Source organism: Flavobacterium sp. GSP27, assembly GCF_003970395.1.
Classification (GTDB): domain Bacteria; phylum Bacteroidota; class Bacteroidia; order Flavobacteriales; family Flavobacteriaceae; genus Flavobacterium.
In genome coordinates this window covers 138,187-151,931 of sequence record NZ_RYDP01000004.1, presented here as the reverse complement: position 1 = coordinate 151,931, position 13,745 = coordinate 138,187, and the positions used below count along the sequence as shown (strand labels likewise).

The 13,745-nt window shown below is 35.9% G+C and carries 10 protein-coding genes; 5 read left to right on the top strand and 5 right to left on the bottom strand.

Translation table 11 applies throughout. The annotated features are described in order from the left end of the window. Positions 1-223 precede the first annotated feature (223 nt). Positions 224-2,485: an inorganic phosphate transporter gene (locus EKM05_RS05350; RefSeq protein ID WP_126553982.1), complete on the top strand. Its 2,262-nt coding sequence runs from the start codon at positions 224-226 to the stop codon at positions 2,483-2,485. Between the two features lie 71 nt (positions 2,486-2,556). Here EKM05_RS05350 and EKM05_RS05345 read toward each other — a convergent pair whose 3' ends face one another. The 4 genes from EKM05_RS05345 to EKM05_RS05330 all read right to left on the bottom strand — a co-directional run bounded on the left by EKM05_RS05345 (position 2,557) and on the right by EKM05_RS05330 (position 9,123). Continuing rightward, positions 2,557-3,648: a glycosyltransferase gene (locus EKM05_RS05345; protein WP_126553980.1), complete on the bottom strand. Its 1,092-nt coding sequence runs from the start codon at positions 3,646-3,648 to the stop codon at positions 2,557-2,559. Between the two features lie 94 nt (positions 3,649-3,742). Beyond that, positions 3,743-7,174, bottom strand: a complete 3,432-nt coding sequence (locus EKM05_RS05340) for a hypothetical protein (protein ID WP_126553978.1) — start codon at positions 7,172-7,174, stop codon at positions 3,743-3,745. Positions 7,175-7,333: 159 nt separating this feature from the next. Continuing rightward, positions 7,334-8,590: an aspartate kinase gene (locus tag EKM05_RS05335; protein ID WP_126553975.1), complete on the bottom strand. Its 1,257-nt coding sequence runs from the start codon at positions 8,588-8,590 to the stop codon at positions 7,334-7,336. 26 nt (positions 8,591-8,616) lie between these two features. Next, entirely contained in the window at positions 8,617-9,123 is a 507-nt protein-coding gene (locus tag EKM05_RS05330) for a GNAT family N-acetyltransferase (protein ID WP_126457588.1), read from the bottom strand. 259 nt (positions 9,124-9,382) lie between these two features. On the opposite strand from EKM05_RS05330, the gene fbp reads away from it, so the two are divergent. After that, complete coding sequence (gene fbp / locus EKM05_RS05325) at positions 9,383-10,402, top strand: class 1 fructose-bisphosphatase (RefSeq protein WP_126457587.1); 1,020 nt, start codon at positions 9,383-9,385, stop codon at positions 10,400-10,402. Between the two features lie 46 nt (positions 10,403-10,448). On the opposite strand, the gene EKM05_RS05320 is transcribed toward fbp, so the two are convergent. Then, positions 10,449-10,880 carry a TerB family tellurite resistance protein gene (locus tag EKM05_RS05320; RefSeq protein ID WP_126457586.1) on the bottom strand — a complete coding sequence of 144 codons (432 nt, stop codon included), beginning with the start codon at positions 10,878-10,880 and terminating at the stop codon, positions 10,449-10,451. Between the two features lie 178 nt (positions 10,881-11,058). On the opposite strand from EKM05_RS05320, the gene EKM05_RS05315 reads away from it, so the two are divergent. The 3 genes from EKM05_RS05315 to EKM05_RS05305 all read left to right on the top strand — a co-directional run bounded on the left by EKM05_RS05315 (position 11,059) and on the right by EKM05_RS05305 (position 13,727). After that, positions 11,059-11,652 (top strand): HupE/UreJ family protein, encoded by a 594-nt coding sequence (locus tag EKM05_RS05315; protein ID WP_126457585.1) that lies wholly within the window; start codon positions 11,059-11,061, stop codon positions 11,650-11,652. A gap of 1 nt (position 11,653) precedes the next feature. Then, on the top strand, positions 11,654-12,085 hold the full coding sequence (locus tag EKM05_RS05310; protein WP_126457584.1) for a dCMP deaminase family protein: 432 nt from the start codon (positions 11,654-11,656) through the stop codon (positions 12,083-12,085). A 70-nt stretch (positions 12,086-12,155) separates the two neighbouring features. Continuing rightward, positions 12,156-13,727 carry a S41 family peptidase gene (locus tag EKM05_RS05305; RefSeq protein WP_126553973.1) on the top strand — a complete coding sequence of 524 codons (1,572 nt, stop codon included), beginning with the start codon at positions 12,156-12,158 and terminating at the stop codon, positions 13,725-13,727. The last annotated feature ends 18 nt before the right edge of the window (positions 13,728-13,745 follow it).

Sequence of the window (13,745 nt, the reverse complement as noted above, 5' to 3'; positions counted from 1 at the left end):
CTTACTTTCGAGGGTCATATTTGCAAAAGACACCGGAAGTTTGTTGTGGTATATTTATGATGACATCCAATTGTAACCGTACCATCACGACTCTTTTTTTAAGTATAAAGCAACACTCAGGCATAAATCATCATGAGGTTGTCGTACAATGAGACAGTTGTTTTGAAGGCCAACTAATTCCATCAGAGCAAACAAAATTTCACCTTTCACTTTAAATACAGATATGGAACAAATATATATAGTAATGCTTGTGGTTTTAGGCATTTTGGCAATAATTGATCTAGTTGTCGGGGTTAGTAATGACGCAGTAAATTTCTTAAATTCGGCAATTGGTTCTAAAGCAGTGTCGTTTCGTACTATTATGATTGTGGCCAGTCTAGGTATTTTAGTAGGAGCGCTATTTTCCAGTGGTATGATGGAAATTGCCCGAAGTGGTATTTTTGTTCCCGGCATGTTTAGTTTTAATGATGTTATGATTATTTTCCTGGCCGTAATGATCTCAGATATTATATTATTAGATGTTTTTAACTCAATAGGATTACCAACTTCGACAACAGTATCCATTATTTTTGAACTTTTAGGGGCAGCGCTCTGTTTGGCAGTCTATAAAATTTATGTTTTGGATGATAGTTTTGATACTTTAAGTGATTATATCAACACTGAAAAAGCATCACAAATTGTTTTTAGTATCCTACTGTCTGTCATTCTTTCTTTCACTCTTGGAAGTTTTGTGCAATATGTTTCTCGACTAATTTTTACTTTTCAATATGAAAAAAGAGTCAAATATATAGGTGCAGTTTTTGGAGGATTAGCCATTACTGCGATTACTTTTTTTATCCTGATTAAAGGATTGAAAGGAGTTTCTTTCATCGATCAAGCTACTCATGTCTGGATAAAAAGCAATCAATTACTGATAATAGGAGTAAATTTTGTTTTTTTTACACTGCTTTCTCAAGTGTTGATGACTTTCTTCAAAATAAATATTCTCCGAGTAATCATCATAGTGGGGACTTTTGCTTTGGCTTTAGCTTTTGCCGGGAATGATTTGGTTAACTTTATCGGCGTTCCTATTGCGGCCTATAATTCCTATGAAATTTTCAATGGTTCAGGAATTTCTGGAGATCAATTTATGATGGGAGCTTTGGCTAATGATAATATTGTGGCGCCATTTTATTTTTTAGTTTTTGCAGGAGTGGTTATGGTTATAACACTTTGGACTTCAAAAAAAGCCAAAACTGTCATCGAGACCGGCCTTAATTTATCCAGACAGGGTGATGGCGTAGAGCGTTTTTCACCCAATATGTTATCCAGATATATTGTGCGATTTGGTGTTTATATCGGACTGGGAATTAATTATTTTTTACCAAAATCAATCCAAATCAAAATTGATAAGCAATTTGAGAAACCGGAAGTCAAAGGAAAAAAACGAAAAGACGAACCTGCTTTTGATATGGTTCGTGCGGCTGTAAATTTGATGGTAGCCAGTATTTTGATATCGATAGGGACTTCTTTAAAGTTGCCACTTTCTACAACTTATGTTACTTTTATGGTGGCCATGGGAACTTCATTTGCAGATCGAGCTTGGGACCGCGAAAGCGCAGTGTATCGTATTGCAGGGGTTTTTAATGTGATTGGGGGATGGTTTGTAACAGCAATTGTTGCATTTGTTTCGGCCTTTATCTTTGCGTATTTCCTCAAAGTAGGTCAAGTATATGCTTTCATCGGATTGCTGGTTGGATTAGGAATTCTTTTGTATCGAAGTTCAAGAAAGCATACTAAAACCATAAAAGCCCAGCAAGAATTATTGCTCTTGAAAAGAGAAGATATTGTTACCATAAATGAAGTTATTAGGGAGTGTACCATTCAGATTTCCAGAGTGATAAGCGGTTCAAACACGATTTATAGAGAGGTTATCGAAAATCTTAGCCTTCAGGATTTAGGGAAGTTAAAGGAGAATAAAAAAGACCTCAAAAAACTCGAAAAAGAAGTCGATGAATTAAAGAGTAATGTATACTATTTTATAAAGAATCTGGATGAAACCTCGGCCGAGGGCAGTATGTTTTATGTCATGATTTTGGGTTATCTTCAAGACATGATTCAGTCCCTTGGATTCATCTCACAAAACAGCTATGCACATATCAATAACAATCACAAACAATTAAAATTCAATCAAATTAGGGATTTGAAAAGCTTAGACAATAAGCTTGAAAAATTATTTGAAGATATTATTGTTATTTTTCAAGAAGGTTCGTTTGACAAAATTGATGTTCTTTTAGAAACCAAAATGGAGATTTACGATCAAGTATCTAAATTAATTAAAAAACAAATTGAAAGAATTAGAACGGTAGAAACCAGTCCTAAAAACAGCAAGTTGTATTTCGCGTTACTTTTAGAAACTAATGATTTGATAAAAGCAACGATGCACTTACTCGAATTATTCAAAGAATTCAATAACCATGCTAATTCAAAAGGTACAAATCTGTAATTCAGGAGTGCTTCTTTTTTTGGTAAACATTCAATACTAATCTTAAAAAAACCATTTGAGAGAATGGGTTTTTAGGGGTTAAGGGTACTTATTTTTGTGTTTTGGAAAATATCAAAAAGCGATTTCCAGTCAATATTGCAATGCAAGGTTTGTAAACCACGGTAGGACGCTACTTCACTAAGATTTTCAATTTTGAAATCGTCTTGATTTGCATAGGGAACTAACCCTTCTTTTTTTAGCTTTCTGGCTAAATATTCCTGTTCGTATTGGCCTGGAGTTGGAATAAAAAAAGCCTTTTTACGGAGTTGGGCTAGATCCATAATTGTGGTGTATCCGGAACGGCACAGCACCATTTCACTTTCGTTAAAAGCCTGCTCTAACTGGAAAGAATTCATGTAATTATAATAGGTAACAGGATTGATTTGTGTTACTATTTGTTCAGCTTCAATCTTTCCTTCAATAAATATGACATTCCCGCGGTATCGTGCGATTTCTTTTTTCAGGGAATCCTCCAGCAAGCCGCGCTGAGGTTCTGGTCCGGAAAGAATAATCATTAAATCATATTTTTTTGGGACTAATTTTTTTTGCAATCGACTCAAAGGACCAATGTATCTAATTTTGAGATTTGGATCGTCAACATGTCCCATTTTTCCGGTTAGATTAATTGATCCGGCAAGATCTGGAACCCAGCATTCTGTGTATTTTTTTATAATATGTTGGTGGATCTTACTGGTAATCCAAGTGGTATTGCCAGTCATTACATTCAATTGATGGGTAATAAATACCGAAGGAATTTTTTTGCTGAACACACCCAGTCGGTTGTCGGATATAATCCCGTCAATCCTATATTTTGAGATCCATTTTTTAATTATTTTTTTTTCTTCCCAAATTGCTTCAAGCATTTTTGGGCTATTTTTTAATAATTTCCATTTAAAGTGAGCTCCATTTTTTGCATATTCTATCTGGTAGGATGGCAGTTCCAGCGTTTGTACAGTAGGGAATTCCTTTTTTAGCAAAGCCAATGCAATTCCATCAGAAGCAATTATAGGAATGTAGTTGTTCTCTAATAAGGCCTTAATAATTGGAATACAACGTGTAGCATGGCCTAAGCCCCAGTTTAATGGCGCAATCAAAATAGTTTGTTGGTTGGCATTCAAATCCATGTGGCTCTGTAGTTTAGTGGTTTAAATTTGAAAGATAGACAATGAACGTGTATTTAATATTGCGAGGGCATTACCAAACTATTAAATTGTGGTATTAAAAATAGGCTCTCAATTGAATATTTCCAGTATGTATGGCCTGGGTTGTTTCACTTTTCCGACCCTGATAATTAAAATTAACATCTAAAAACTGGGTGATATTTTTTTGTAAAAGAAGCCTCCAAGTGATGTTTTGTCCGGTTTGTAGCCCTTCCAGCATTTGAAATCCAACCGAAGAGAATTCATTTCCTTCGAATTTATTTTGGTAAAAAGAGACTTCGCCGTTCATCGTGAATTTTTTTGTACCTGCATACGAAAAGGCAGTTCCAAAACGGTTTTGCAGCAGCGTTTCTGAAACCCCAATTTGGTTTTTTTTATTCTGTAATTCATAAAAGAGGTCCCAGCTCGTGCTTTTAGAAAATAGATAACTGATTTTAGGAGCTAATTGATAACCGTTTATAGCATAGTTTTTCTCCGGGAAATTTTCTGATTCAATGGTTGTTTGTATCGTTTTGGCAAAAAAACCTAGCAGCCAGCTTTTCTGGTACAAATGATTGTACTGCAATTGATGCGAATTGTTGGTAGCCTCTTGAGAACCTATAGACAACAAGTTTTTAGTTTTATTTTGCAGATAGGAATACGTGGCGGAGTGGTTTTGTTTTCCTCTATTGTAAAACAAACTGTTCCTTAAACTCGAGTTTAATCCCAACACATTTTCAGTAGAACTGCTGAACGGATTTAATTCGAAATTATCACCCTCACTTCTAGTTTTTCGGTCGATTATAAAAGCGGTTTGATTGTAGAAATACGAAAGTATTTTCTTAAAACCTTTTTCGTTCTGCCATTGATTGGGATTCAGGGTCACGGATTGCGAGAATTTGTTTTGATGTGTTTTTATGTAAACCCTGTTGGGAAGAAAGATGCGGATGAATTTTGCCTGGTCAATAAACGTGGCGACTTCAAACTCCTGTAATTCCTGAATTCCATTGCCGTTATAGTCGTTCCAGGTGTAAATTCCCTGGCCCGCAGGAACTTCCAGATACGTGAATTCCTGTTGGGGAATGGTCCCGGAATTCGTTTCATAAACCGTTGTGCTTTGTATCAATTGATTGAAAAAACGATCCGTATAAATTATTCTGGAATTTAACGTAGGTTCTCTTTTTCTTGTTGCATCCACAAAATCCAAGATTCTGTAATTAGCATATAGGGATAAATCGCTTTTATTAGTTTGAATCAATTTTGATTTCAAAAGGAAAGTCTGAGACGAATTGACCCTTTGGATCAGTCCATTTTGTAAACTGTCATTGGATCTTCTTAGGTATCCCAATTCTACAAAAACTTTGGTGCTGTCTCCGCGACCGGTAAAAAATCCGGACTCTGTAAATTTTTGACTCAAAGCCGAAAATTCATTTGAAATTTTATTTTTCTCCTGATTGTCCTCTAAGCGCAAGCGAGAGCCAATCCAGTTTTTGTCAAAATGAAAACGGATTTGGGATTGGTTTCTTAAAAATTCAGAGGATGAAATCGTTCCGTCACTTTTTAGGGAACTGCCTTGATTTTGAAAAGTCCAGTTTTTTATTTGAAACAAGCCATTTAAAACATGTCGATTTCCCGAAAAATTTCCCGAAAAATCCAGTTTTTCAAACTGATACATCAATAGTCCTTTGTTTGTTGAGTTGGGTTTAGGGTTTAAATCCAATTGCAGTCCGGAAATTAACAAACTTTGATTTCCTATAGCCGCAGTTCCTAAGTTCCAATCCCGGTCAAATTCGATGTTGTACAACCGTTCTACAGCCCTGAAATTTCGCTGAATAAATTGATAATTCGCAAAAGCATCTACGTGCCATTTTTTTGAAAAAAGCCGTTGCTTGGCATTGATTTTTGCAGCCAGGCCCTGATTGTTTGCATCGTCAACGGGCGAAAATAAATTGCTGTCGTTATTGCTGAGACCAATTTCAAAATCGAGTACCGTTTTTTCAGTGGGATTGTATTTCCCTAAAAAGGTGGCCACTTGGATTTTTGTAGGAGCAATCAATTGTATGATGGGTTCATAATTTCCTTGCGGAACGCCGTTAATGGGAGCTATATACTCATAAACCCGGGTGATCGTGGCTGAATTTGTCAAAATATAATTTCCATTATTCAGTCCTACTAAAGTAAATCGTACATTGAATAATTCCTGCTGTGCTTCATTTGAGTACTCAAAAATTTCCACAGCATTGAGGATTGTTTTTCGGTACAGCACCTTGTTTTCAGAATAGGAATCTGCAAATGCTGACGGGGCAACCATTAAATCTGGATTGTCTCCTGAATTAACTAGTATCTGGGCTTGTTCTTGGGATAAATTTTGTTGTAAAGGTTGGTTTTTCAGGTCGTTTTCCGAATATAAATAGCCTCCAAAACTCCAGTTTTTATTTTCGTGCGTGGCGCCTGCATAGGTTATAAATCGAGTGTAATTTCGATCTGAATATTGGTATTCTATGGCAATTCGCATTTCGGAAGTAATCGTGAAAAGCGGGGTAAACACGATTTCACCCGCATTATAATCAATCGTATAATCATTGTTTTCGCCTCGTTTTAATAAAACGCCATTTACATACACCCGCTCTGATCCTGAAATAACGAGTACATACAGCTCTCCATTTTGCCCTTTTAATTTATAGGGACCCTGATTGCCTTCTTGGCCCGCGATATCGCTTTTTGCATATTGTCCTCGGACCAGCGCTGCTGAGGCAAATACATTTGTTTTGTTTTCTTCGGTTCCAAAGGTGAAGGTGGTGGCGAGTCCCTGCACTTTTTTATTGAAATTCAGGAATTGGGATTTCTTGTTCTCTAGAAAAATATCACCCGCTCGAATGTTCCAATCGGCACTGAATAATTCCATGAATACATTATCGAACTGGTCTAATTTTTGGGAATAACCGCCATCCTGCAGCGGAATGTTACTGTCTTGAATGGAGGCTCTTAAGCTTACTTTTTCAGAGATTTTTCCTGTGATTTGTAAGTCTAAATTGGAGTTCAAAACGGCATTTTGATTGTTTCCTATGGTAATGCCACGGGTAATACTTCCGGATGTGTTCAAGCCGTCAAAAGGCACATTTTTATTTGGGTTTTTATTTTTGAGGGTATATAAATCACCTGATCCGGCTTCGTTGCTTACTACTTTGGCAGAATCATAAATGCGGTATTCTTTAGTAAGGATCTCCGGAAATTTCAAATAGTGTACGGTTATTGAATCGTTGTATTGGGCGCTGTTTTCTTTTAAAAACAAAGTCCCTTCACTGAAATTTACCGTATAAAAAGTGATTTCGATGGGTTTGCCATTGGCGTCAAGCAATTTGAAAAAACTGGAATTAATGCTTTCTTTTTCAAGATGAATGGTGTCACGGGAAAAAGGGATTTTTTTGGTTTTGTACAACGAATTTATTTCCTGTGCGTGGAGCCCAGAAATACAGCTTATTACAGTCCAAAAAAGTAATTTTTTCAACATAAATACTATAACTCGAAAGTGTCAAAAGTAGTATTTATAATTTGATAATTACAAAAGGTTTTGATTTTAGCGTTTGGGTTTTAAAGTATTAAAAGAATGGAGATCAGAATCAATTTCTGATCTCCATTTATATTTTGGGTTGCGCATGTTTTTTAAGGGTTACACTTCTTTTGTGATCACTTGTATGGTTTCCCGACTGACCTGTTTCAATAACACAACTTTGTTTTTTTCAACGGTTTCGGCTGCTGTTTCGTTAAAATGTCGGATGGTGTATAAGGTGACGTTTTCATTAAACTCTACTTTAAACTTTTTAGACAAGATAGCATTCAGGGCTTTGAAATTGTCAAATTTATCTTCTACACATACGGAGAAACTAATTGCTGAATTCTGAATCAAGTTCACTTTTATTTTGAATTGATGGAATAATGCAAAAATTTCGCTGATGTTTTCTTCCATGATAAAAGAGAAATCGATAGAGGAAAGCGAAATCAAAAGTTGGTTTCTTTTGACGATGAAACACGGTAAATAAGGTTCTAAGTCGACTCCTTTGGAAACGCTCGTTCCTTTTAGTAACGGATTTATAAAGGATTTTACATACAACGGAATTTCCTTTTTTTGCAAGGGTTGTAGTGTTTTTGGGTGAATAACCGTTGCCCCATAAAAAGCCAGTTCTATGGCTTCACGGTACGAAATCTGATTCAATAAACTCGCATTTTCAAAATATCGTGGATCGGCATTCATTACTCCGGGAACATCTTTCCAGATGGTCACGCTTTCGGCATTTAAGCAATACGCAAAAATTGCAGCCGTATAATCAGATCCTTCTCGGCCTAAAGTGGTGGTAAAGTTATTTTCGTCAGAACCTAAGAATCCTTGTGTAATGTTTAGTGTTTTACGTTTTACGTTTTTGGCAATGTTTTTCTGTGTCAATTCCCAATCTACTTCTGCATCTCTATATGTAGCATTGGTTTTTATGAAATTCCGAACATCCAGCCATTGTGTTTTTATGCCCATGAAATTCATGAAATGACTTAGGATTGTGGTCGAAATTAATTCGCCATAACTGACAATTTGATCGTAGACAAAATTATAATTGGGTGATTTATTGTGGGTCAGGAAATACTCTAAATCTGAAAATTGAGTGTTAACAGCTTTGAAGACTTCGTTTTTCTCGTCCTCAAATAAATCTATCAAAATTTGATTGTGGTACTTTTTTACTTCTTGAACAGATGAATTTAATTCAGCGGATTTATCGAAATAATTTTTTATGACAACCTCGAGCGCGTTTGTGGTTTTTCCCATTGCAGAAACGACCAACAATACGTCTTCATAGCCCACTTTTTGTAAAACGTCATACACGTTTTTAATTCCTTCAGCATCTTTTACAGAAGCTCCTCCAAATTTGAATACTCTCATATTTTAAACAAAAATTGTTCTTTATTTTATTTCAATTTATTCTCTACAAAATTGGTGATTCCCAATTCGTCCATGTGAACAACATACCAATCACGGAGTACTTTGGCGCCTGATTTTTCATAAAATTCTATTGCTGGAGTATTCCAGTCCAATACATTCCATTCTACTCTTCGAACCTGATCTTTTTTACCCTGTTTTATAATTTCAGAATATAAAGCATATCCTAATCCGGTGCCACGCATTGTCTCTTTTACCACTAAATCTTCCAGGTGAATTGTTTTTCCTTTCCAAGTAGAAAATCGGTAGTAGTACAAGGCGATACCTACGATTTGCTTTGCCTGTTCGCTATTGCTCGGGTCCGCTTGAACCTCGGCAACAAAAACATGAAATAGTGGCACCGGGCCAAAACCATCTCGAATTAAATCGGCAACAGTTACAAGGACGGCATCGGGTTCTTTCTCGAATGTTGCTAATTCTTGAATGAGCCCTAAAACAGCTTCCATATCTTCAGGATTTCCTTTTCTGATCGTCATGTGCGGGATGTATTTGTGTTTTTTAGTTGAATAAGAAATTTGCTTTTTCGATTGGCTATTGGATCAATCTCCAATACGGCTCATTTCATAATTTTTTATTTTAATGCTTCAATATCGCAATAAAATTAGATTTTTACGTATTAATTTTATGTTTTAATCAGCAAATATACAATACGGTTAAACTAAGCAACTATTTTTCAAATCAATTTCACAAAAAAAACGATATTTGTGACTTCAAAACAACTACAACGATTTCTTAATGGAAGAACGCAACAAAACACTTGGAGAATTTATCATTGAAAACCAGAATGCTTTTCAATATTCGTCCGGCGAATTATCTCGAATTATCAACTCCATCCGATTGGCTGCCAAGGTAGTCAATTATAAAGTAAACAAAGCTGGACTGGTTGATATTGTGGGTGCTGCCGGAGAGCAAAACATACAGGGGGAAGATCAGCAAAAACTAGATGTATATGCCAATGAAGTTTTTATTCAAACATTAATTAATCGCGAGATCGTATGCGGAATCGCTTCTGAAGAAAATGATGATTTCATTACTGTGGAAGGAAGTGACCACAGCCACAATAATAAATATGTAGTGTTGATGGATCCCCTTGACGGCTCGTCTAATATTGATGTTAATGTTTCTGTAGGGACAATATTTTCGGTTTACAGGAGAATTACCCCAATAGGAACTCCAGTTACGTTGGAAGATTTTTTACAGCCGGGGATCAATCAGGTTGCTGCAGGCTATGTGATTTACGGGACTTCGACTATGTTAGTTTATACAACTGGGCACGGTGTGAACGGATTTACGCTGAATCCTGCTATTGGTACTTTTTACTTGTCTCATCCTAAAATGAAATTCCCAACCGATGGCCATATTTATTCCATCAATGAAGGTAATTATGTCCATTTTCCGCAAGGAGTAAAGGATTATATCAAATATTGTCAGCTGGAAGAAGGAGACAGGCCTTATACTTCTCGATACATCGGAAGTTTAGTTTCTGACTTTCATCGCAATATGATTAAAGGAGGGATTTATTTATATCCTACAAGTTCAAAAGCATCCAAAGGGAAATTACGATTGTTGTATGAATGCAACCCATTAGCTTTTATCGCAGAACAGGCTGGAGGAAAAGCATCGGATGGATTTGATCGGGTGATGGAAATTGAACCAACGGAACTGCATCAGCGTGTTCCTTTTTTCTGTGGAAGCTACAATATGGTTGAAAAATCGGAAGAATTTATGCTTAAAGCAAAACTAAGCAAGTACTAAAAACAAAAAGCTTCCGTCTTGGCGGAAGCTTTTTTATAGGTATAATCTACGTATTGATATTTTGTATTTCAGTAATGAACGTATCCAAATCTACTTCTTTTTCTACAAGCAGAAGAGCATTTTCTACAATTTGATTTATATTTTCAGGGTCAAATCCTATTCCAATGCCAATTTTTCGTAACATCAGCTCTTGTTTGTCTCCTAAATGGTGGTCAACATGAACGATTCTGGCTAAATCATACAGTCGCTCTATCCTTTGTTCATATAAATAAGGAGGATTGATAGGGTATTTTAGCGGATCCTGTAAAATTTCTTCATATTCTGCAGGAGAAATTTCTAATCGAACGGCTAATTTATCTACAAATGCTTTTTCTTCTGGAGAAATCTTCTCGTCAGTTAGTGCTACGCGGACAATAGATGAAAAATGACCTCTATTTCTTTGTTTGAATTCGCTATCAAATAAATCTGAAAATGACATAATTGTGGTTTTTGTATCGTACAAAGATATATCTATTTTAAAGTATTAATTTTTATTTTTTTTATATTTTTTCTTTCGACATACCTGCTTTTGATTTGTATTTATTTGAATGTTCAAATGAATCATTTTCAAAATTAATCGTAAGTTTACAACCCTTTATCAACTTAATACTTTACTGATGTCAGAATTTTGGATTTACTTTCAAATAGGATTAAAACACGTTTTGGATATTCACGCTTATGATCATGTTTTATTTTTAATCGCCCTAGCGGTTCCTTTTTCTTTCAAGGACTGGAAGCGAATTGTACTTTTGGTTTCCCTTTTTACCATTGGTCATACCATGGCTTTACTGCTTTCTGTTTTTGGTATAATTGCCATAAAAGTAAATATTGTTGAGTTGTTAATCCCAATTACAATTGTGATAACCGCATTGTTTAATCTTTTTACGGCAGGAAAATCGAGCAAGAAAGAAAGCCTCAATCTGATGTTTTTTATCACGCTTTTCTTTGGGATAATTCATGGGTTGGGTTTTTCAAATTATTTCAAATCGATTCTTGGAGGAAATGCTATGTCTAAAGTCTTGCCACTGTCAGAATTTGCACTAGGTATAGAAGCCGCCCAGATTGTAGTGGTTTTTTTGGTTTTGATTTTAGCCTACATTGTTCAGACTGTTTTTAGATTTTCAAAACGCGACTGGACATTAGTAATGTCAGCATTTATAATAGGAGTAGTGATACCAATGATTGTGGAAAGTGAAATCTGGATAAGATAAAATGAACGAAAAAAAATTAAATAAATACGACAAAGCATACCTTAGAATTGCCAAAGAATGGAGCTTGCTGTCCTATTGTAAACGAAAACAAGTTGGTGCAATTATTGTGCGTGACAGAATGATAATCTCAGATGGGTATAACGGAACGCCCTCCGGTTTTGAAAACTGTTGTGAAGATGAGCAAGGATTAACCCGCTGGGATGTTTTACATGCTGAGGCAAATGCGATCCTCAAGGTAGCGCGATCCACACAGTCCTGTGAAGGAGCCACCTTGTATATCACACTTTCACCTTGTAAGGAGTGCAGTAAATTGATTCACCAGTCGGGAATAAAAAGAGTGGTCTATCACAATGGCTATCGCGATGATTCCGGCATTCAGTTTTTGATAAAAGCCGGAGTAGAGGTTGAGCATATTCCAGTTTTGGAGGAATAAAAGAACGTGCAAAAAAAATTAAAACGATGATGCACGTCAGGTTATATTATTTTTTTAATGATAACTTTATATGAAATTTAATACAAAATATTTACCACTACTCCTTTTCTCAACACTTGCTTTTGGCGTTGTGTTGGGCGGGATGTTGCATTTTCCCGGTAGAGCTGATTTCACAGCTAAAAATAATTCTAAAACTAAGCTGAATACACTCATTGATTTTATTGATACTGAATACGTTGATGCGGTTGATACGGATTCTATTGTAAATCTTACCGTTGATAATATTCTTGCGCAACTTGATCCGCATTCCGTATATATTCCCGCTAGCGAGCAGCAACAGGTAATGGAAAGCATGAAGGGTAATTTTGTGGGAATAGGAGTGAATTTTTATATGTATAAAGATTCTGTAGCGGTCATAAAACCTGTAGAAAACGGACCTTCGGCAAAAGCAGGAATAAAATCAGGTGATCGGATTCTATATGCTGATAAAACCAAATTGTTCGGACGTAAGTTGCCCACAGACAGTTTGTTTTCTAAATTAAAAGGGGCCGTAGGTTCTAATATTGAGCTTACAATATATAGAAAATCAGAACGTAAAAAACTCAAGCTAAAACTAAAACGCGATGTTATTCCCTTAAAAAGTGTTGATGCCGCTTTGCTCTTGAGTAATGCGACAGGATACATAAAAATAAATCGTTTTGCCGAAACTACTTACAAGGAGTTTATGCAAAATTTGTCTGCACTTAAGCAACGAGGTGCGAAGTCACTTATTATTGATGTCCGAGATAACGGTGGCGGTTATATGGAAGAAGCAATTGCTATCGCGGATGAATTGTTGCCAAACAAACAACTGATTGTTTTTACCAAAAACAAAAAAGGTACTATAGACAAGACATTTGCAACCCAAAAAGGTAGTTTTGAAAAAGGAAATGTTTTTATTCTAATTAATGAAAACAGCGCTTCAGCAAGTGAAATTCTTGCAGGAGCCGTTCAGGATAATGATAGGGGGACTATTGTAGGCCGCCGTTCTTTTGGAAAGGGATTGGTGCAACGAGAAATGGATTTTGCTGACGGTTCAGCAGTTCGCTTGACTGTTGCCAGATATTATACGCCAACAGGCCGGTCGATTCAAAAACCCTATTCAAAAGGGAATGAAGCGTATTTTAAAGAATCAGAAACGCGTTTTGAAAATGGGGAACTATATCAAAAAGACAGTATAAAAGTTTCAGACACCTTGCAATTCAAAACTAAAAAAGGTAAAATTGTATATGGCGGTGGCGGTATTGTTCCTGATGTTTTTGTACCGCTTGAGGTGGAACATGGAAATGGAAGTACCGCTTATTTATTGCAATCGGGAATCGTAGGGAATTTTGTTTTCGAACAATTGGATAAAAATCGGAGCGCCTTTAAAGGACTCACTTTTGCTCAGTTCCAATCTAAAATGAATCAAACAGAGGCATATTTCAATTCATTTCAGAAATTTATTTTTGGCAACGGATTGGATTTGAAATTTGGAAAAAGCAAATCATTGGTAAAACGATACCTGGCTGCTGAATTTGCTCGGCAATTGTATGGGGAACGGTCTTATTATGAGATTATATTGAAAGAGGATGCCATGATTAAGGCAATTTTGAAAAAATAATAATCACTATATTTCACA